General features: G+C 67.2%; 15 protein-coding genes. 5 read left to right on the top strand and 10 right to left on the bottom strand.

The window, feature by feature from the left end:
* Positions 1–9 precede the first annotated feature (9 nt).
* The 9 genes from guaA to guaB all read right to left on the bottom strand — a co-directional run bounded on the left by guaA (position 10) and on the right by guaB (position 14,123).
* A complete protein-coding gene (guaA, locus tag FBY39_RS00495) occupies positions 10–1,593 on the bottom strand; it encodes a glutamine-hydrolyzing GMP synthase (protein ID WP_141929736.1) in 1,584 nt (527 codons plus the stop codon).
* Positions 1,590–2,114: a DUF3817 domain-containing protein gene (locus FBY39_RS00500; RefSeq protein WP_141929737.1), complete on the bottom strand. Its 525-nt coding sequence runs from the start codon at positions 2,112–2,114 to the stop codon at positions 1,590–1,592. Before FBY39_RS00500 ends, guaA begins: the two co-directional genes overlap by 4 nt.
* Positions 2,115–2,210: 96 nt before the next feature.
* The gene (locus FBY39_RS00505) at positions 2,211–7,250 is read right to left on the bottom strand and encodes a metallophosphoesterase (RefSeq protein WP_141929738.1); all 5,040 of its coding nucleotides are present in this window, start codon (positions 7,248–7,250) and stop codon (positions 2,211–2,213) included.
* On the bottom strand, positions 7,247–9,151 hold the full coding sequence (locus tag FBY39_RS00510; RefSeq protein WP_141929739.1) for a fibronectin type III domain-containing protein: 1,905 nt from the start codon (positions 9,149–9,151) through the stop codon (positions 7,247–7,249). Before FBY39_RS00510 ends, FBY39_RS00505 begins: the two co-directional genes overlap by 4 nt.
* 273 nt (positions 9,152–9,424) lie before the next feature.
* Complete coding sequence (locus tag FBY39_RS00515; protein WP_141929740.1) at positions 9,425–10,252, bottom strand: SURF1 family protein; 828 nt, start codon at positions 10,250–10,252, stop codon at positions 9,425–9,427.
* 8 nt (positions 10,253–10,260) lie between these two features.
* The gene (locus tag FBY39_RS00520; protein ID WP_141933750.1) at positions 10,261–11,379 is read right to left on the bottom strand and encodes a GuaB3 family IMP dehydrogenase-related protein; all 1,119 of its coding nucleotides are present in this window, start codon (positions 11,377–11,379) and stop codon (positions 10,261–10,263) included.
* 243 nt (positions 11,380–11,622) lie between these two features.
* On the bottom strand, positions 11,623–11,898 hold the full coding sequence (locus tag FBY39_RS00525; protein WP_141929741.1) for a DUF2277 domain-containing protein: 276 nt from the start codon (positions 11,896–11,898) through the stop codon (positions 11,623–11,625).
* 32 nt (positions 11,899–11,930) lie between these two features.
* Positions 11,931–12,581, bottom strand: a complete 651-nt coding sequence (locus tag FBY39_RS00530) for a TMEM175 family protein (RefSeq protein ID WP_141929742.1) — start codon at positions 12,579–12,581, stop codon at positions 11,931–11,933.
* 39 nt (positions 12,582–12,620) lie between these two features.
* Positions 12,621–14,123 carry an IMP dehydrogenase gene (gene guaB, locus FBY39_RS00535; protein WP_141929743.1) on the bottom strand — a complete coding sequence of 501 codons (1,503 nt, stop codon included), beginning with the start codon at positions 14,121–14,123 and terminating at the stop codon, positions 12,621–12,623.
* 419 nt (positions 14,124–14,542) lie between these two features.
* On the opposite strand from guaB, the gene FBY39_RS00540 reads away from it, so the two are divergent.
* Genes FBY39_RS00540 through FBY39_RS00555 form a run of 4 tightly spaced genes read left to right on the top strand, consistent with a single transcriptional unit; the run spans position 14,543 to position 18,622 of the window.
* Complete coding sequence (locus FBY39_RS00540) at positions 14,543–15,826, top strand: branched-chain amino acid ABC transporter permease (protein WP_141929744.1); 1,284 nt, start codon at positions 14,543–14,545, stop codon at positions 15,824–15,826.
* Positions 15,827–15,835: 9 nt separating this feature from the next.
* Positions 15,836–16,813, top strand: coding sequence for a branched-chain amino acid ABC transporter permease (locus FBY39_RS00545; RefSeq protein WP_141929745.1), 978 nt, complete (start codon positions 15,836–15,838; stop codon positions 16,811–16,813).
* A 43-nt stretch (positions 16,814–16,856) separates the two neighbouring features.
* On the top strand, positions 16,857–17,804 hold the full coding sequence (locus tag FBY39_RS00550; protein WP_141933753.1) for an ABC transporter ATP-binding protein: 948 nt from the start codon (positions 16,857–16,859) through the stop codon (positions 17,802–17,804).
* The gene (locus FBY39_RS00555; protein ID WP_260837378.1) at positions 17,801–18,622 is read left to right on the top strand and encodes an ABC transporter ATP-binding protein; all 822 of its coding nucleotides are present in this window, start codon (positions 17,801–17,803) and stop codon (positions 18,620–18,622) included. Before FBY39_RS00550 ends, FBY39_RS00555 begins: the two co-directional genes overlap by 4 nt.
* A 497-nt stretch (positions 18,623–19,119) precedes the next feature.
* Here the strand turns inward: FBY39_RS00555 and FBY39_RS00560 are convergent, their stop codons facing one another.
* Positions 19,120–20,385 carry an ABC transporter substrate-binding protein gene (locus tag FBY39_RS00560; protein ID WP_141929746.1) on the bottom strand — a complete coding sequence of 422 codons (1,266 nt, stop codon included), beginning with the start codon at positions 20,383–20,385 and terminating at the stop codon, positions 19,120–19,122.
* A gap of 254 nt (positions 20,386–20,639) precedes the next feature.
* Between FBY39_RS00560 and FBY39_RS00565 the strand changes: the two genes are divergently transcribed.
* On the top strand, positions 20,640–20,852 hold the full coding sequence (locus FBY39_RS00565; protein WP_141933755.1) for a heavy-metal-associated domain-containing protein: 213 nt from the start codon (positions 20,640–20,642) through the stop codon (positions 20,850–20,852).
* The last annotated feature ends 9 nt before the right edge of the window (positions 20,853–20,861 follow it).

The following is a 20,861-nucleotide window of genomic DNA, read 5'->3' on the forward strand; positions in this document are numbered from 1 at the left end:
CGCCCGTCGTCACTCCCACTCGATGGTGCCGGGGGGCTTCGACGTGACGTCGAGCACGACGCGGTTCACTTCGCGGACCTCGTTCGTGATGCGGTTGGAGATGCGCGAGAGCACGTCGTAGGGAAGACGAGTCCAGTCGGCGGTCATTGCGTCTTCCGACGACACGGGGCGCAGCACGATGGGATGCCCGTACGTGCGGCCGTCGCCCTGCACGCCGACGGAACGCACGTCTGCGAGGAGCACGACGGGGCACTGCCAGATCTCTCCGTCGAGCCCCGCCTTGGTCAGCTCTTCGCGGGCGATGGCGTCGGCGTCACGCAGAATCTCGAGGCGGTCAGCGGTGACCTCACCGACGATCCGGATGCCGAGGCCGGGCCCCGGAAAGGGCTGGCGGCCCACGATCGCTTCGGGGAGTCCGAGTTCGCGGCCGATGGCGCGCACTTCGTCCTTGAAGAGGGTCCGCAGCGGCTCGACGAGTTCGAACTGAAGGTCTTCGGGAAGACCGCCGACGTTGTGGTGCGACTTGATGTTGGCTGTTCCGCTTCCGCCACCGGACTCCACCACATCGGGGTAGAGCGTCCCCTGCACGAGGAAGCGCATCGGCTCGCCCTCGGCGGCGGCTTCCGCGATGAGATCGGCCTGGACCTTCTCGAACGAGCGGATGAACTCGCGGCCGATGATCTTGCGCTTCTGCTCGGGGTCGCTGACGCCCGCGAGTGCGTTCAAGAACTGCTCGCGCGCGTCGACCGTCACGAGGCGCACACCCGTCGAAGCGACGTAGTCGTTCTCGACCTGCTCGCGCTCACCCTTGCGGAGGAGCCCGTGGTCGACGAAGACCGCGACGAGCTGATCGCCGACGGCCTCGTGGACGAGCGCCGTCGACACGGCCGAGTCCACGCCGCCCGAGAGCGCCGACAGCACGCGACCCGATCCGACCTGTTCGCGGATCCGCGCGACCTGCTCGGCGATCACGTTGCCGCTGTTCCAATCGGCGGGGAGGCCGGCGGCCTTGTGCAGGAAGTTCTCGATGACCTTCTGTCCGTGGTCGGTGTGCTTGACCTCGGGATGCCACTGGACACCGTACAGACGCTTCTCATCGCTCCCGAACGCCGCGACGGGTGTCGCCGCCGTCGAGGCGAGTACGTCGAAGCCCTCCGGTGCGCGTGCGACCTGGTCGCCGTGACTCATCCACACGTTCTGCGCGGTGGGCTGATCGGCGAGGAGCACCCCGCCGTCGTTGGCGACGACGGCATCCGTCGCACCGTATTCGCGAAGACCCGTGTGCGCGACCTCGCCGCCGAGGGCCTGCGCCATGACCTGGAAGCCGTAGCAGATGCCGAGCGTCGGGACGCCGAGCTCGAAGACGCCGCTGTCGAGCGACGGGGCACCGGGCTCGTACACCGACGACGGACCGCCGGACAGGATGATGCCGACGGGGTTCTTCGCGGCGATCTCGGCGGCCGAGGCCGTGTGGGGGACGATCTCGCTGTAGACGCCCGCCTCTCGGACGCGTCGGGCGATCAGCTGCGCATACTGCGCGCCGAAGTCGACGACGAGGACGGGGCGCTGCGACGTTTCGGTCTGCTCGGTCAACGGGAACCTTCCGCTGCGGGGATCGTGTCGGGGGATGCTTCGGCCGCTTCACGTGCTGCGAGATACCCGCGCACCTCGCGGGCGACGCGTGCTTCCATGAAGAAGGAGAGGAGGGGGACGATGCCGCCGAGCGCCAGGACCACGAGCCGCGGGAACGGCCAGCGCATGAGGCTCCAGACGCGGAAGCACGAGATCAGGTAGACGACGTAGAACCAGCCGTGGGCGACCAGGATGAACAGCGAGATGTTGAAGCCGTCTCCGACGGAGATCATCTCGCAGTCGTTGGTCATCGGGAGGAAGAGCGACCACCACTCGCATCCGGGACCCGCGATGACGGGAGCGAACCAGAGAAACCCGCCAGAACCGCCCGCGAAGAGCTCGACGTGCAGCGGCGTGTACTTGAGGATCATCTCGGCGACGAGCAGAAGCAGGCCGACGCCCGTGATGGTGGAGCAGATCTCGTAGAACCGCGTCGCTCCGCGGATCGCCGGGAAAGAGGCGAGCTTGGGGGCACGGGGCATGACGCCCATTCTACCCGGGGGCACTGACCCGACCGCGCCGACGGCGAACCGCCGCCTCACCCGAGCGAGCGGGGTGAGACGGCGGTTCGTGAACGCTCAGCCGGCGGCGGGGAGCGTCACCTGGATGAGACCGGCGGGGAACCGGTCACGCGCCGACACGTACAGCAGGTCGCGCTCGGCGTCGATGGAGACGCCGTAGACCTTGTTGCCGTACGCGTGGGCGCTGAGGCGCTGCACGAGCGACAGGTCGGCCGTCGAGTACACGCTCGCACCCGACGCGTCGAACGTGATGCCCTGGTGCCCGACGACGACGATGCCGGCTTCCGCGTCGACCGCGATCGAGCGGAAGTCCGCGTTCGGGTGCGCGAGGCGGTCGAGGAGCGCGTAGTCCGCTCCCCCGTAGACCCGGATGCCCTCCGTCGAGCCGGCCGCGTCGCTGTTGCTGACGTAGATCCGGTCGTTCACCGCGTCGTAGGCGACACCGTGGGTGCTCCACGCTCCGCCGTCCGCGGGGCCGGCGACCGTGCGGATGAGCTCGCCCGTCGTGGCATCCATGACGTCGAAGCCACCGCCGCGGACGGCGCCGAACACGCGACCGTTGACGAGGTCGACGTCCATCCCGCGCACGCCGCCCGTGAAGGCGAACGGACCACGGACGCGCTCGCCCGTCTCGGCATCCATGACGACCCAATTGCTCCCGAAGGCGACGTAGAGGTGGCCGTTGGCGGCGTCGTAGGCGATGTCGCGCAGGCCGTCCTGAACAGGATCTGCCGTGGGAGCGGAGATCGTGCGCACGACGGCATCCGTCGCCGGGTCGACGACGTGGACGCGCGCGGGGCGCATCTCGTCGGCGAGGTAGACGAACCCGGTCTCGGGATCGACCGCCGACCCGACGGGCCGCACCTCGGGCTCGGTCGCCTCCGTCGGGATCGCCGCGAGCGCTCGCGCGATCCACGGCTCGACCGGCTCCTCCGCCTTGGGCAGTTCGGCCGGAAGGGCGACCCGCACGATCCCCGCCGGGAACCGGTCGCGCGCCGAGACGTACAGCATGTGGGATGCCGGATCGATCGAGACTCCGTACACCTTGTTGCCGTACTTGTGCGCCGACAGACGCTCCACGAGCGTCAGGTCGCTCGCACGGTAGACGGACGCGCCGGATGCATCGAACGTGATCCCCTGGTGACCGACCACGACCGTTCCCGTCGCCGGGTCGACCGCGATCGAGCGGAAGTCCGCACCGCCGATGGCGAGCGTGTCCAGCAGGGCGTAGTCCGCACTGCTGTAGACGCGGATGCCCTGTGTCGATCCCTCTGCGTCGCTGTTGCTGACGTAGATCAAGTCGTTCGCCGCGTCGTAGGCGACGCCGTGCGTGCGCCATGCACCACCGTCGGCGGGACCGTCGACGGTCCGGATGAGAGCGCCCGTCGCGGCATCACGGACCTCGAAGCCGGAGCCTCGGAGTCCGCCGAACACACGACCGCCCGTGAAGTCGGCGTCGAGTCCTCGCACGCCGCCCGAGAAGGCGAACGGACCCGCCACCTTGGCGCCGGTCTCGGCATCCATGACGACCCAGTTGCTGCCGAACGCCACCGTGATGTTTCCCGTCGCGGCGTCGAACGCGAGGTCGCGCAGTCCGTCCTGGACCGGATCGGTCGTGGGCGCCGAAAGGGTGCGCACGACCTTGTCGGTCTTCGGATCGATGACGTGCACGCGAGCGGGACGCATCTCGTCGGCGAGGTAGAGCAGACCCGTCTCGGGGTCCACCGCCGAGCCGACGGGACGGATCTCATCGGCTCCCTCGGGCGTCTCGGTCGGGATCGCCGTGAGTGCGGTCGCCGTGTAGGGCTCCTCGACCGGATCGGTCGGGTCCGTCGGATCGGTCGGGTCGGTCGGGTCCGTGGGATCGGTCGGGTCCGTCGGGTCGTCGTCACCCGTGCGGATGCTGACCGTCACAGCCTTCGCGTCCAGTTCCTCGCCCGGAGGGTTCAGGCGGAAGTCGCGGTTGGCGACGAACACGCGCTGGTGCTCCTCATCAACCGTGATGCCATAGCCGTCCTTGCCGAACTCCGGTCCGACCTGGTCGACGAGGAGCGCACCAGTCTCGAGGGCGTGCACCGAGAAGCCGCCGCGATCCGCCGCCGTGCCGGTGTACCCGACGTAGAGAAGGCCGCGTTCGCTGTCGATGTCGACCTGGCGGGCACCCGCGCGCACTTCCTTCTCCCAGAGGAGGCGGAAGCCGTCGTTCGCGGCGAAGGCCTGGAGGTCGGGAGTACCCGGAACACCCTGGAACTTCGTCGTCACGACGGTGCCGGTCGCGGGATCGGCGGCGACGTAGTACGCATCCGCCGTCCCGTTGATGACACCGAGCGACTCACCCGTCGAGGCCCGGAAGACCTCGACACCGCGGGCAGGGACCGCCTGATAGACGAAGTCGTTGACGGGGTCGACATCCATCGAGCGCTGCGATTCGATGATGGGATACGGCCCGCGGACGACCTGCCCGAATGTCGCGTCGGCGATCGACACGACGACCCAGTTGCGGTTCTGCTGACCGACGTAGAGAAGCTCCTTCTCCTCGTCGACGCCGAGGTCGCGGATGTTCTCGGGGAGGGTCATCTCACGCAGCACGGCATCCGTGTCCGGATCGATCTCGAACACCTTCCGCCCGTTCTGGTCGCCCAGATACAGGACGTCGCGACTCTGGTGGTACGCGACTCCCGCCGGGAGCGCCGCTGTGTGGGCACCGCCGACACTGTTCGGCATGACCGAGTCGAGGTGCGTCAGGTGCTCGTACGCATACGCCTCCGCCGGCGGTGCGACGACGCGCGTGCTCTCGGTGACGGCGTACGGAACGAGCTCTTCGCCGGGAGGGTTCAGGCGGAAGTCGCGGTTGGCGACGAACACGCGCTGCTGCTCCTCGTCCACGACGATGCCGTAGCCGTCCTTGCCGAACTCCGGTCCGACCTGGTCGGCCAGCAGGGCGCCGCTCGCGAGCGAGTGCACCGAGAAGCCACCGGCGTCCGCGCCCGTGCCGGTGTATCCGACATAGAGGAGACCCTGCTCGCTGTCGATGTCGACCTGACGCGCACCGGCGCGCGCTTCCTTCTCCCACAGGAGGCGGAAGCCGTCGTTCGCGGCGAAGGCCTGGAGGTCGGGAGTACCCGGAACACCCTGGAACTTCGTCGTCACGATCGTGCCCGTCGCGGAGTCGGCCGCGACGTAGTACGCATCCGCCGTCCCGTTGATGACACCGAGCGACACGCCCGTCGACGCCCGGAAGACCTCGACGCCACGCGCGGGAACCGCGACGTACACGAAGTCGTTGACGGGGTCGACATCGATCGACCGCTGCGATTCGATGATCGGGTACGGTCCGCGCACGATCTCACCGAACGTCGCGTCGGCGATCGAGACGACGACCCAGTTGCGGTTCTGCTGGCCGACATAGAGAAGCTGGTTCTCTTCGTCGATCCCGAGGTCGCGGATGTTCTCCGGAAGGGTCATCTCGCGCAGCACGGCATCCGTGTCGGGATCGATCTCGAAGATCTTCTTCCCGTTCTGGTCGCCCAGGTATAGCACATCGCGCCCCTGGTCGTACGTAACGCCCGCGGGGAGCGCCGCCGTGTGGTCGCCGCCGACGCTGTTGGGCATGACGGCGTCGAGCTGAGCCGTCTGCTCGTACACGAAGTCGCCGGTCGGCTCCTCGGGATCGGTCGGATCGGTCGGGTCGGGATTGGGCTCGCAGCCGAGGCAGGGAGCAGGCGTTCCCGGGTCGATGACCTGGGGCTCGACGCCGTCGACGACGAGCTTCTTCCCGTCCTTCTTCGTGATCGTGAACCCGTCGAGGAACGATCCGTCCGCCGTGCGCGACTCGAACCGCAGAGTGCCGTTCGCGACATCGACGACCTGGTAGGTCTGCATCCCGGCGACGAGGCGGCGCAGATGAGCGTCGTTCTCGTTCCAGTGGCGCGGACCGGTCTCGTAGAACTTCGATCCGACGCTCGACGACACGTAGACGGGCCCCGTGTGGCTCAGCTCGGGATCCGCACCCTCGGGCAGGTTCTGCTCGTTGGCGAGGAGGTTGCCCCGCCCGTAGGCGTGGTCGTGCCCCGACAGCACGAGGTCGACATTGTGCTTTTCGAGGATGGGTCCCCACGCCTGACGGATGCCGAGATTGTTGCGGCCCTCGTCGAGCGAGTAGACCGGGTGGTGGAAGTAGACGACCGCCCACTCACCAGGGTTCTCGGCGAGGACGGTGTCCAGCCACGCCCCCTGGATCGCGAGCGCCTCGGTGCTCACGATGTTGCTGTTGAGCGACACGAAGCGCACGCCCTGGTGATCGGTGAAGTACACCGATCCTTCGAGGTCGTCGTAGATCTCGCCCTCGCCGGAGGGTCCGTTGTCGGGGTACGTGAACTGGTTCTGCCACTGCTGCGACAGGCGGCCCTCGTATTCGTGGTTGCCCGGCGTCGTGAGGAACTGCTGCGTGCCGAGCGTGTACGAGAACGCGTCGTACAGCTCACCCCACTGCGCATCCGACTCGGCGTCGTTCACGAGGTCGCCGATCTGCAGCACGAGGTCGGCGTTCGGCCGGTCGCGGAAGGCGTTGCGCACCACGCGCGACGCATCCGAGTGGATGCCGTTCTGGATGTCACCCAGATAGATGAACGAGAAGTTGTCCGCCGCGGCCGACGCCGTCTCGAAGTCCTGCCATTCGCTGTAGTTCGTGCCGTCGCCGACGCGATACATGTAGGCGACGCCGGGCTGCAGAGCCGACAGTGTCGCGGTATGAATGGCCTGCGTGTAACCGAGATCGGTGGTCTGCTCGACCCTCGACTGCGCGAGCGTCTTCTGCACCCCGGCCGGGTAGGGCGCGGGAGTGAGCGAGCGGAACTCGACGAAACCATCCTTGACCTCAGTCGATGAACGCCACGAGATCACCTGCTGCGTCGTCGGGTCTTCACCCGGCACGAGAGTAATGCGGTCGGGCACGCGGATGGGTGCGTAGCGCTCTTCAGCGGGAACGGATGCCGCCTGGGCCGGCGTCGCGACGAGCGCGCCACCCGCCAGGGCGACGGCGACAGCGATGCCGCCGGCCACGAGGCGCGGGAATGTGCGATGACGAGCCATCGTCATGCCGCCTTTCGGTTGCGGAGGAACGTGCGGGAAAGGACGATGCCGCCGCCCGCGGTGAGGAGGGCGCCGAGGGCGATGAGGCCGATCGGCAGCGCGCCGCCCGTGGCGGGGAGCGCGGCGGTGGGGGCACCGGGTGCGCGGGTCACGACGATGTCGACGCGAGCCGTCAGCCCGGACTCGAGGCCGCGCACGACGATCGAGTGTTCACCGGGCGCCGTGTCCTGAGGGATCGTGACGGTTGCCGAGATCGCGCCGGTGTCGGTCGCGGTCGACAGCGCGAGCGTCACGGGGGTCGAGTGCAACTCGACGGCGACGCGCTCACCCCCGCCGAACCCGGCACCCGATACGGTCAGCTGCCCACCGGGAGCGACCGACGTGTCGCTGAGCGACAGGGTCGGCTGTTCCTCGCCCGGATCGGTCGGGTCGGTGGGATCCGTCGGATCGGTCGGGTCCGTGGGATCGGTGGGGTCCGTCGGCAGCGCGGGAGGCGCGATGCCCTCGCGCGTCGAACCGGGACCGCCGGCCCACGCCACGTCATCCGTCACGACCTTGCCGTCGGCGGTCTTTGTGATGGTGAAGGAATCGAACAGCGCGCCGTCGACCGTGCGCGCTTCGAGGTGCATACGCCCGTCATCGGTGACGTCGACGGTTTGGAAGAGCTGCACGTCACGTCCCATGACGCGGAGGTTCGCGCCGTTCGTGATCCAGTTGTTGGTCTCGGCGGGATCGGGCACGTACATCTTCGGCCCCGCGACGCTCACGAGGTAGACGGGACCCGTGTGGCTCGTCTCGGGGTCGACCCCCTCGGGGAGATCCTGCTCGTTGGCGATCAGGTTTCCGCGACCGTAGGCGTGATCGTGACCCTGGACAACGAGGTCGACGTCGTACTTCTCGAAGATCGGAAGCCACGACTCCCGGAGCCCGGCGTTGTCGCGACCGCTCGTGACCGAGAAGATCGGGTGGTGGAACGTGACGACCGTCCACTCATTCGGGTTGTCGGCGAGGACGCCTTCGAGCCACGCCGTCTGGGCCGCGCGGTTCGCCGTGTTCATGGCTTGCATGCTGTCGAGGCTGATGAAGCGCACGCCCTGGTAGTCCACGAAATAGACCGTCTCGGCAAGCGTCGGCTGCCCCTCCGGTCCGTTCAGGGGATACGCGAACTGGGCGCCCCAGTACCGCGAAAGGTCAGGACCCGGGTAGTACTCGTGGTTGCCCGTCGAGGCGATCACGTTGAGGTACTGATTGGCGAAAGCGGCAGCCTCGTGCCACTCGCCCCATTCGGAGTCGCTCGTCTCGGTGTCGATGAGGTCGCCCGCGTGCACGACGGCACGTGCGTAGGGGCGCGCCTCGAACGCCGCTCGGAACGCGCGCGACGTGTACGCCTTGTTGTCGTTCTGCGCGTCGCCCTGGGCGAGGAAGCTGAACCCTCCGACGGCGTCTGCCGCGGTGGTGAACTCGAGCCATTCCGACCAGGTCTCACCGTCGCCGACCCGATACACGTATGTCGTGTCGGGTTCGAGTCCCTCGATCCTCGCGGTGTGGTGCGCGACGTCGTAGCCGAGGTTCGCCTCGAACTCGATCGTCGATGTCGCCGTCACGGTCTGCTGACCCGAGATGACACTCGGGCCGCTCAGCGCCCACTGCACCTGCGGGGTGGTGACGGCATCCGACGTGCGCCACGTCACCGACTGGCTGGTCTCCGGGGTCACCGTCGGCGTCAGGATGACGCGATCGGGAACCGCCGTCGGAGTGTGAACGATGGCGGGATCGATGGCGGGTGGCGCCAGGCCGCCTCCGGGGGTGGACGCCGCAACGGCGACACCCCCCGCCATGCTGGTCAGACCGAGGATCGCGACAGTTGCTGCTGCCGTGATCATCGCGGGACGGCCGAATCGGGGCACGCGGAATCACCTCTTGGAAACACCGGCTCGGGTGCCGGCTCGACGAGCGCCGGGGGGCGCGGCACGTCACGGAACGACGCGCTCGATTCAGAGTCTGGCGAGCGGGCGCGGCATCCTGAGGCGACTTCTTCCGCTCTTTGCCGAGTGTTCATTCAGCCGCATGAGACCAGCGTTCTCGAGGAGCGGGCACGAGAAAGGCAGCACTGACCGAACAGGCGTAGACAACCGCCCGTTCATCTCCCGGCCACGCGCCTCTGAACCAGCCGGCCGGGGTCAGGAACTCGCGGCGGCTTCGTCTTCGAGGTCTTCGAGCTCCTTCTCCCACGCGTCCTTGGCAAGGCGGTACCAGAGGTAGAAGGCGAAGCCCGCGAAGACGGCCCACTCGGCGGCGTAGAAGATGTTGAGCCAGTTGACGGGGTTCTGCTCGGCGGGCGGCGGCGATGAGATGTCGTCGAGGGATGCCGCCGCGGTCTGCGACGCGATGTAGGAGCGGTAGACGTCGAGCCCCTCGGTGTCGTGCCATCTGCTCAGCAGAGCGGCCGGTGACATCCGGCTCATCGCGAAGGGATCGGCGCCGCGTCCGGGGACGAAGGGACCTTCGTCGGAGATCAGGCGACCCGTCACCGTGACGGGTGCGCCGGCCTCGTCGTCGAGTTCTGCGGCAGCCGACTCCGCCGCGTCGAGCGTCGGCGCCCATCCGATCGCGACCGCGACCGAGGTCGGGACGAGGACGTCGGCGATCCGCAACTGCCCGGTCACCCAGTAGCCCTCGACGCCGTCGTTGAAGCGGGACTCGACGATGAGGAAGTCGCCGGGAACCCACGAGCCCGACACCTCGACGCGCTGACCGACGAGCGGCTCCGGGAGGTACTCGCCCGGGCCGGCCACGTCGGCGAGAGGACGGACGTCCTCCGTCGCCCCCGGCGGCGCGGGGTTCGTGTCGATCGCCCGCCCGAGCTGCCACTGCCCGAGCCACGCGAAGACACCCGCGACGACGAGACACAGCAGCAGCATCGCGATCCACTGCGGCCGCAGCATGACCTCGCGCAGCGTCGGCGGAAAGACCTCGGGCGGTTCCTCCGGCGCGGACACGTCAGACATGACGGACGTCATCGCGTGCTGTACGGCGCGACGACCACCTCGACGCGCTGGAATTCCTTCAGGTCGGAGTAGCCCGTCGTCGCCATCGACTTGCGGAGAGCCCCGATGAGGTTCGCGGTGCCGTCGGCGACGGGCGCCGGCCCGTAGAGGATCTCCTCGAGCGGCGCGACCTGCTCGACGCGAACGCGGCGTCCGCGCGGGAGCCGCGCGTGGTGCGCTTCCGGACCCCAGTGGTATCCCTGACCAGGCGCATCCGTCGCCCGAGCGAGCGCGACGCCGAGCATGACGGCATCCGCTCCCATGGCGAGGGCTTTGACGATGTCACCCGACGTGCCCACTCCACCGTCGGCGATGACGTGGACGTAGCGGCCACCCGACTCATCGAGATAGTCGCGACGCGCGCCGGCGACATCGGCGACGGCCGTCGCCATCGGAGCGTGGAGACCGAGGGTCGCCCGTGTCGTCGATGCCGCTCCCCCGCCGAAGCCGACGAGCACGCCCGCCGCGCCGGTGCGCATGAGGTGGAGGGCGGCCGTGTAGGTGGCGGCGCCGCCCACGATGACCGGCACGTCGAGGTCGTAGATGAACTTCTTGAGGTTGAGCGGCTGGTCGACGCTCGAGACGTGCTCGGCCGAGACGGTCGTTCCCCGGATGACGAAGAGGTCGACACCGGCCGCGACGACGGTCTCGTAGAGGTCCTGCGTGCGCTGAGGGGTGAGGGCACCGGCGACAGTGACACCGGCCGCGCGGATCTCGGCGAGGCGGTCGCGCACGAGCTCGGGCTTGATCGGCTCGGTGTAGAGCTCCTGCATCCGTCCTGTCGCGTCGCCCTTGTCCATGCCCGCGATCTCGGCGAGCAGGGGCTCGGGGTCGTCGTAGCGGGTCCAGAGGCCCTCGAGGTCGAGGACGCCGAGCCCGCCGAGCTGCCCGAGCATGATCGCGGTGCGGGGGCTCACGACGGAGTCCATCGGAGCCCCGAGTACCGGGATGTCGAAGCTGAAGGCGTCGATCGACCACGTGGTCGAGACGTCTTCCGGATTGCGCGTGCGCCGCGAGGGCACGACCGCGATGTCGTCGAACGTGTAGGCGCGACGCGCGCGCTTGGCGCGACCGAGTTCGATGTCCATGCTCACCCGATCAGCCTACTCGGGGCCACCCCCTACCCGCCGAGAAGACCCGAACTGCGTACTTTCGGACCCAAACCCGACGCTCTGCGTCTTCTCGGCAACCGGGCGCCGGGCCTCGGGCACCGGGCTCAGGCCGAACCTCGGGATCCGAGAAGACCCGAACTGCGCGGAATTGGGCCCGAGAACGACGTTCTGCGTCTTCTCGGCAACCGGACACCGGATGCCGGCGGTGGCAGCGCGCCTTCAGGCGGCGTAGCGGCCGGCCTTGATGGCGCGGGCCTTGCCCTTGGCCGCCTCTTCTTCGCGGTTCTTCGGCGGCGCGTTCGTCACGAGCGCGTCGAGGAGGTGCTGCGTCGCGTGCGAGATCTCGTGGACGGCGCGGTCGAAGGCCTCCTGATTGACCTTCGACGGCTTCGTCGTGCCCGCGATCTTGCGGACGTACTGCAGGGCGGCGGCGTGGATCTCCTCGGACGTCGCGGCCGGCTCGAAGTTGTGGAGAGTGTGGATGCTGCGGCACATGCCCCAGACGATACGCCGGGGCGCGGCATCCGTCAGCCCCCGGAATGCCCGGTCGACTCGACCCGCCCCGCACCACGTCGTCGGATCACCGCAGAGAGCGGCGCGTTGAAGACGTAGGCGAGGAACGCCCACGATCCGATCCAGGGGGCCAGGACGATCGTCACCGCGCCGCACGCGAGCGCGACGAGTCCGTCGCTTCCCCCCGCGGCAGCTTCCGCCTTGGCATCGTCCTTGAGCAGGTGCCCGTTCTTCGCGGCGGCCCACGTCCACGTGGCGACGCCCATCGCCGTCGCGAGGAAGAAGTTGATCGGCAGCAGGATGCGGCCCGCGAGGTACTCGGAGTACTCGTCGACGAGGCTCGTGGTGAAGGGGATCAGCACGATGAAGAGCAGTCGGCCGTTGTTGAGCCACAGCAGCACGGCATCCGCGCGCGCGATGAGTCGGAACTGCGTCATGTGGATGACCCACAGGCCGCTCAGCAGCGCGAAGCTGATGGCGAACGAGAGGAAGTTCGGCCACATCCCGCCGAGGGCTGCCCACAGGGATGCATCGGAGTCGACGGTGCCGAGCGCCGTCGTCGTGAGGTCGAGCACGAGAAGCGTCGCCGCGATCGCGATGACGGCATCCGTGTACGACTCGACGCGCGCGGCCGAGTAGAAGACAGGTCTCTGCTCGCGTGCCATGCCGCTCAGACTAGCGAGAGATATCTCTCCCGCAGCCGGTCAGCGCTTGTAGTTGGGCGCCTCGACCACGATCTGCACGTCGTGCGGGTGCGACTCCTTGAGGCCCGCCGCCGTGATCCGCACGAACTTGCCCTTCGCCTTGAGCTCGTCGATCGTGCGGGCGCCGACATAGAACATCGACTGCCGAAGACCTCCGACCAGCTGGTAGGCGACGGCCGAGACGGGTCCGCGATACGCGACCTGACCCTCGATGCCCTCGGGGATGAGCTTGTCGTCGTTGGGAACGTCGGCCTGGAAGTACCGGTCCTTGGAGTACGACGTCTTCTTGCCACGCGTCTGGAGCGCCCCGAGCGATCCCATGCCGCGGTACTGCTTGAACTGCTTGCCACCCTGGAAGACGATCTCGCCGGGCGATTCGTCGGTGCCCGCGAAGAGCGAGCCGATCATGACGGCATCCGCCCCCGCGACGAGCGCCTTCGCGATGTCGCCCGAGTACTGCAGTCCACCGTCGGCGATGACGGGAACGCCCGCTTCGCGCGCGGCGAGGGATGCCTCGTAGACGGCGGTCACCTGCGGGACGCCGACGCCCGCGACGACGCGCGTCGTGCAGATCGATCCCGGCCCGACGCCCACCTTGACGGCGTCGACTCCCGCGTCGATGAGCGCCTGAGCGCCCTCGCGCGTCGCGACGTTCCCGCCGATGACATCGATGTGTGCGAACGAGTCGTCGGCCTTGATCCGGCGGACGATGTCGATGACACCCGCGGACTGCCCGTTGGCCGTGTCCACGACCAGGACATCGACCCCCGCGTCGCGCAGCGCCTCGGCGCGCTCCCACGCGTCGCCGAAGAAGCCGATCGCGGCGCCCACGCGGAGTCGTCCGTGCTCGTCCTTCGTCGCGAGGGGATACTTCTCGCTCTTGTCGAAGTCCTTGATGGTGATGAGTCCCGCGAGCTTGCCGTCGTCGTCGATGAGGGGCAGCTTCTCGACGCGGTGACGTGCGAAGAGGGCGATGACGTCGTTCGCACCGATCCCGACGTGACCGGTCACGAGACCCTCGGTCGTCATGACGTCGCGAACGACGGTGGTCTGTCGTTCGAAGCCCGAGACGAAGCGCATGTCGCGGTTCGTGATGATGCCGACGAGACGCCCGTCATCGTCGATGACGGGGAGACCCGAGATGCGGTACTCGCCGCACAGGGCGTCGACCTCTTCGATCGTCGCGTCCGGCGTCGTCGTGATGGGGTCGGTGATCATGCCGGACTCGCTGCGCTTGACCCGGTCCACCATCGCCGCCTGGTCGGCGATCGAGAGGTTGCGATGGATGATGCCGAGCCCACCTTCGCGCGCGACGGCAATGGCCATGCGGGCCTCGGTCACGGTGTCCATGGCGCTGGAGATGAGGGGTGTCGCGACGGTGATGCGACGCGTCACGCGGGAGGAGGTGTCCGCCTCGCTCGGGATGACGTCGGTGTGCCCCGGAAGGAGCAGCACGTCGTCGTAGGTCAGACCGACGATTCCGAACGGGTCGTTGTACTCCATGTGATCTCCTGCGGCGGGGTGTGATCGGCCCAGGGGCCGCCCACGGGTAGCAAATTCGGGGTGATCTTGATTCTAAGCGGCGCGCTTGCCGATTTGTTCCCGCGTGACCACGAGATCCGCGCAGTTCGCGCGGTCGGGGTTCCGATGGCCGTGCAAGACGCGAAACTTGCCGTTTTGATTCGTCATCGTGCTCACCCTCGCGCACTTCGCGTGGTTCCGATTCGGTCACGGCTACAGAAAGAGAGGTGTGCGAAACACTCATGACACATTAGGGTCGTACCGTCGTTCATCACGGCCGATTGCGACCCGAGCTTCGGTGCGCGTGGTGCTGGCTTGGAGGTTCTGTGGGTCCTACGACTGTGATCGCTAGGCGACCGCGGCGATGGCTGCTTGTCGTCGCCGCCGCGCTGTTCGCGGCAATGATGCTTTTTCTCCAGGCGCCGCAGGGTGCCTGGGCGGATAGCGACGATCCCCCCGAAGAACAGGAAGTCACCGACTTCTACTTCGGCGGCATCGTCACGAACGATGATGAGCCCGTCGCGGGCGTCACCATGACGATCGAAGGCAACGGTTTCGACGCCGAGACCGTGACGGATGCCGAGGGGCGCTGGCGCCTCTACGTCCCCGAGAAGGAGACGTACGTCCTCACGATCGACGAGTCGACGCTCCCGGATGGGGTCATCGTCGACCCCACGCTTCTCGCCGAGGGCATCCAGCCCATGCAGGGGACGTCGGGCTCGTTCGAGGTCGAGTTCGGCCTGACCGGTTCCAAGATCATCAACCTGTTCTTGGGGGCGGGTGAGCGCGTGACGACGTCGTTCTTCGATCAGTTCGTCGAACGTGTCATCAACGGCCTCAACTTCGGTCTGCTGCTGGCCCTCGCATCGATCGGCGTCTCGCTGATCTTCGGAACGACGGGCCTGACGAACTTCGCGCACGCCGAGATGGTGACGTTCGGCGCCATCATCGCGGTCGCGCTCGGCGTGGGCCTGCAGATTCCGATGTGGTTGACGATCCCGATCGTCATCATCGTCGGCGGCGCGTTCGGCTGGGCTTTGGATGCCGGACTGTGGAAACCGCTCAGGCGCAAGGGCATCGGTCTCGTCCAGCTCATGATCGTGAGCATCGGACTCTCTCTCGCGGTGCGCTACCTCTACCAGTTCCTCATGGGCGGCGGCACGGTGCAGCTCCCCGACGCCGGGGCTCCCAAGATCCAGATCCTGGGACCCATCCGGCTGTCGGTCATCGACATGATGTCGATGGGCATCAGCATCGTCGTGATCGTCGCCGTGGCGTTCTGGCTCCTGCGGACTCGCGTCGGAAAGGCCACACGCGCCATCTCCGACAACCCGGGCCTCGCCGCAGCATCCGGAATCAATGTCGACGGTGTCATTCGCACGGTCTGGATCATCTCCGCAGCGCTGGCGGCCCTCGCTGGCATCCTGTGGGGCTACTTCCGTCCGGGCGTCCGCTGGGACATGGGTGTGCACATCCTGCTGCTCATCTTCGCCGCGGTCACCCTCGGTGGCCTCGGAACAGCGTTCGGCGCGCTCATCGGCTCGATCATCGTCGGCCTGCTCGTGGAGGTCTCGACCCTCTGGATGCCGTCCGACCTCAAGTACGTGGGTGCGCTCGCCGTGCTCATTCTCATTCTGCTCGTCAGGCCACAGGGAATCCTGGGCCGCAAAGAGAGACTCGGTTAGGAGGCGACCATGGATTGGGGAGGCATTCTCAACAACACCGCGGGTTGGCTGTTCAGCCCGACGACGATCGCCTATGCACTGGCGGCGACCGGACTTGCGGTTCACTTCGGCTATACCGGCCTTCTGAACTTCGGTATGGCGGGCTTCATGGCGATCGGCGCGTACAGCTACGCGATCTCGATCCTGTCGTTCGGGCTGCCCTGGTGGCTCGGCATCATCATCGGAATGGCGGGCGCAGCGGTCTTCGCGCTCATCCTCGGTATCCCGACGCTGCGACTGCGAGCGGACTATCTCGCCATCGTGACGATCGCCGCGGCCGAAATCGTGCGCCTCATGTTCACCACGACGGTGTTCGACGAGTGGACGAACTCGGCCGACGGGCTCGGCGGATACCACGAGGGATTCCGCGCGGCGAACCCGTTCCCGCCCGGAACGTATGGATTCGGCCCGTGGGTGTTCTCGGAGACGGCCCTGTGGGTGCGTGTCTTCGGACTCATCCTTCTGGCGATCGCAGTCTTCATCGTCTGGTCCGTCATGCGCAGCCCGTGGGGTCGCGTGCTGAAGGGCATCCGTGAAGACGAGGATGCCGTGCGCTCGCTCGGCAAGAACGTCTTCGCCTACAAGATGCAGTCGCTCGTGCTCGGTGGCATCTTCGGAGCCCTCGGTGGCGTCGTGTTCGCACTGCCGTCCGCAGTGGTCCCGGCCACGTACACGACGAGCCTGACGTTCTTCATCTGGACGATCCTGCTCCTCGGTGGCGCTGCCACGGTGTTCGGCCCCGCTCTCGGTGCCGTCATCTTCTGGGTGATCATGGCCTTCCTCGACGGCGTGCTCCCGGCACTCGCGTCGTCGGGCATCCTGCCGATCTCGCCCATCCAGGCGGGCACACTGCGCTTCGTCCTCGTCGGCGTCGCGCTCATGCTGCTCGTCATCTTCCGCCCACAGGGCATCCTCGGAAACAAGAGGGAGCTGACCTTTGTCAAGTAACAGCACTCCCCCCGACGCCGGCACTCCGCCGACGACAGGGAGCATCCGCCGCCCCAAGACCGAAGGTCTTGCCAAGGGCGCACCCGTCCCCGGGGTGGCGAAGTTCGACCCGATCCTCGTCGTCGACAAGGTCACGCGCCGCTTCGGCGGCCTCACGGCCGTCGACGTCGACCACCTCGAGGTGCCGCGAAACGCCATCACGGCGCTCATCGGCCCCAACGGTGCCGGCAAGACGACGCTCTTCAACCTGCTGTGCGGCTTCGACAAGCCGAACACGGGCACCTGGAGCTTCGACGGCAAAGACCTGAGCGGCATCCCGTCGTTCAAGGTCGCCCGCATGGGTCAGGTGCGCACCTTCCAGCTCACGAAGGCACTGTCGCTGCTGACAGTGCTCGAGAACATGAAGCTCGGCGCCCCGCACCAGAAGGGCGAGCGGTTCTGGTCGAGCATGATCCCGGCGATCTGGCGCAAGCAGGACACCGAGATCGAAGAGAAGGCACACGGCCTTCTCAAGCGGTTCAAGCTCGACGCGAAGTCCGAGGACTACGCCGCATCGCTCTCGGGCGGTCAGCGCAAGCTCCTCGAGATGGCCCGTGCGCTCATGAACGACCCGACGCTCGTCATGCTCGACGAGCCGATGGCCGGGGTCAACCCGGCCCTCACGGAGTCGCTGCTCGACCACATCCTCGATCTGAAGGATCTCGGTATGACCGTGCTCTTCGTCGAGCACGACATGCACATGGTCCGTCACATCGCCGACTGGGTCGTCGTGATGGCTGAGGGCCGCATCGTCGCGGAAGGGCCGCCCGACACCGTCATGCAGGACCAGGCCGTCATCGACGCGTACCTCGGTGCGCACCAGGACGTCGACCTCGGTGTCGTCACGGGTCGCGTCGAGGGTGAGCTGAACACCTCGGCGATCGAACTGCTGGAAGAGATCGACGAGGCCGAGGCCGACGATCTCGCCCAGGCTGAGGAGGAGAACAAATGAGCCAGCCATCGACAGGCTCGGTACCCGCCTCGGGTTCGAGCGATTCGCGCACCCGCTCGGGTGACGCTCCCCTGGGTGAGGGCGCCAAGAGCGACCGTGTCGTCGTCGAGGTGAAGAACCTCGACGCGGGCTACCTTCCCGGCATCAACATCATCAACAGTGCCAACCTGATCGCTCACAAGGGGGAGCTGATCGGCATCATCGGACCGAACGGCGCCGGCAAGTCGACGCTTCTGAAGTCCATCTTCGGCATGGTGAAGGTGCGCGGCGGCGAGATCACCGTCAACGGCGAGAGCATCGTCGGACTCAAGTCCGACAAGCTCGTCAAGCGCGGCGTCGGGTTCGTCCCGCAGACGAACAACGTGTTCCCGTCGCTCACGATCGAAGAGAACCTGCAGATGGGTCTGTATCAGCGGCCCAAGGCGTACTCCGAGCGCTTGGAGTTCGTCACGGGCATCTTCGCGGAGCTGGGCAAGCGCCTCAAGCAGCGCGCGGGTTCGCTCTCCGGCGGTGAGCGTCAGATGGTGGCGATGTCGCGGGCGCTCATGATGGACCCCGCCGTCCTGCTCCTCGACGAGCCGTCCGCGGGTCTGTCGCCGGTGCGTCAGGACGATGCGTTCATTCGCGTCTCCGACATCAACAAGGCGGGCGTGACGACGATCATGGTCGAGCAGAACGCGCGCCGCTGCCTGCAGATCTGCGACCGCGGTTACGTGCTCGACCAGGGCCGCGATGCCTACCACGGCACGGGCCGCGAGCTCTTGAACGACCCCAAGGTGATCGGCCTGTACCTGGGTTCGCTCGGTCAAGAGGACTGACACCGACAGAACGAGGGAGGGGGCGGATGCTGCGGCATCCGCCCCCTCCCTCGTTCTATGCCCGCTCCAGCTCTTTCGCTTGCCTCAAAGGGCGGGCTGCGCGGGGTTGTGACCGCCCTTTGAGACAAGTGAACCGCGGGATGCGAGGAGGTGCCGCTTTGCTGCCGCTGAGCCCCGCCGTGCCGCACTGACGCTGACGCTCGGACCTCTTCCCGCTCACTTGTCTCAAAGGGCGGCCTGCGCGGCGTTGTGACCGCCCTTTGAGGCAAGTGAACCGAGGGATGCCGCGGCGAGGACAGCTGCACAGCCCCTCCTACTCATGGGCTCGGCCGCACGCACAGGGCCTCCTGTTCACTTGTCTCAAAGGGCGGGCTACGCGGCGTCGTGACCGCCCTTTGAGACAAGTGAACCGCGGAGTGGCGTCCTCCCCACGGCAGAAGGCCCCGGTTCCTCGCGGAACCGGGGCCTCCTTAGCTAACGAATCAGCTGATCAGAGATCAGTTGATGCGAACGTAGTTGTTGCCGTCCTCGTACTGGTAGACACCGATCGTCGCTTCGGTCGGGTCGCCGGCCTCGTCGAACGCGACGCCACCGGAGTAGCCGTCGTAGTCCGCGACGCCGCCGCCGAGGATGATGTCGGCGCAGTCGGCGAACGTGTCGCACTTCTCGCCCTCACCAGAACCACCGGAGACCTCCTGGAGGCTGCCCGCGATGTCGGCCGGAGTGGTCGAGTTCGCCGCGAGAGCCGCGAGAGCGAGGAGGACCACAGCGTCGTAGGACTCGCCCGCGTACGAGAAGTCCTCGAGCTCCGACCCGTCACCCTGCTCGAGCCACTGAGCCGAGACGCGCTCCTGGAAGTCATCTGCGAGCTTCGGTCCGGGCAGCGTGCCCTTCGAGCCGGCGATGTCGACGGGCATGTCGGCACCCCACTGCGACAGGTTTCCGTCGACGAAGTAGAACTTGTCGCCGGCGAAGCCGCTCGAGACGAACGTCGGGACGATCGTCGACGTCTCCTCGAACCCGATGACCGCGATCGCGTCGGGGTTCTGGGCGAGGATCGACGAGACCTGAGCCGAGAAGTTCGTGTCACCGGCGTTGTAGGACTCGCTGGCGACGACCGATCCACCCGTGCTCTCGAACGTCTCGGTCAGCGCGGCCTCGAGGCCCGTGCCGTACGCGTCGTTGAGGTAGATGATGCCGAGCGACGAGTTGCCGTCTTCGGCGATGAGGTTTCCGAGGACCTCGCCCTGGAGCAGGTCGGACGGAGCCGTGCGCCAGTACAGGTTGTCGTCGTCCCACGTGGTGAAGTCGGGCGAGGTGTTGGCGGGCGAGAAGGTGATGACGCCCGCGCCGACCGCCTGGTCGAGGAAGAGCTTCGTGACACCCGAGGATGCCGCACCGATGAGCGCCTGCACGCCGTTGCCGAGGAGACGGGGAACCGTCGTCTCGTATGCCTTGTTGTCGGTGTCACCCGAGTCGCCGTACTCGACCTCGACGGTGATGCCCTTGGCGGCCTCGTTGATCTCGGCGACGGCCAGGCCGACACCGGCTTCCTCGGGCGGGCCGAGGAAGGCGAGCGAACCGGTCTGGGGCAGAACCGTTCCGATGCTCAGCGTGAGGTCACGCTCTTCGGTCGCGGGGGGTGCGCTGGTCTCGCCGCCCGTGCCGCCGCCGGCACAGCCGGCGAGGACGAGGGCGCTGGCGCCGGCGAGCGCAATGCCACCGAGAACGGTGGTCTTGCGCGAGCGGGTGAAGACGCTCATGTTTCTCCTTGTTTGAGTGAACACGGGCTCGGCTCGGGCGCCGACCCAGTAGCTCATAACCTAACGGCGCGCGGGTCTCTGCAATGTTGCCGTTCGTTAACGATGTGTAACGCGACCCAATCGTTATCAATCTGCACACTGCATTGAGAGAATTTCGAGCACGGAATACCCCTCGGGAGTATTCTGTTGGAGAATCACGTACCCCGGTAGGGTATGCGGGAAGACGCTTCGCGTTGGCGACGAGAGGGATGACGATGACGGAAATCAGCGAATACCGAGTGACGGGCATGACCTGCGGCCACTGCGAGGCCTCCGTGCGCCGTGAAGTCACCCAGATCGCAGGGATCGAACGCGTCGATGTGAGCGCACAGACCGGAGCGCTGATCGTCGAGTCCACGACGCCCGTGACGGATGCCGCGATCCTCGCCGCCGTCGACGAAGCGGGCTACGAGGCGGTGCGCGTCTAGTGGCATCCC

The sequence above is a fragment of the Microbacterium sp. SLBN-146 genome (assembly GCF_006715145.1).
In the GTDB taxonomy this organism is placed as follows: Bacteria; Actinomycetota; Actinomycetes; order Actinomycetales; family Microbacteriaceae; genus Microbacterium.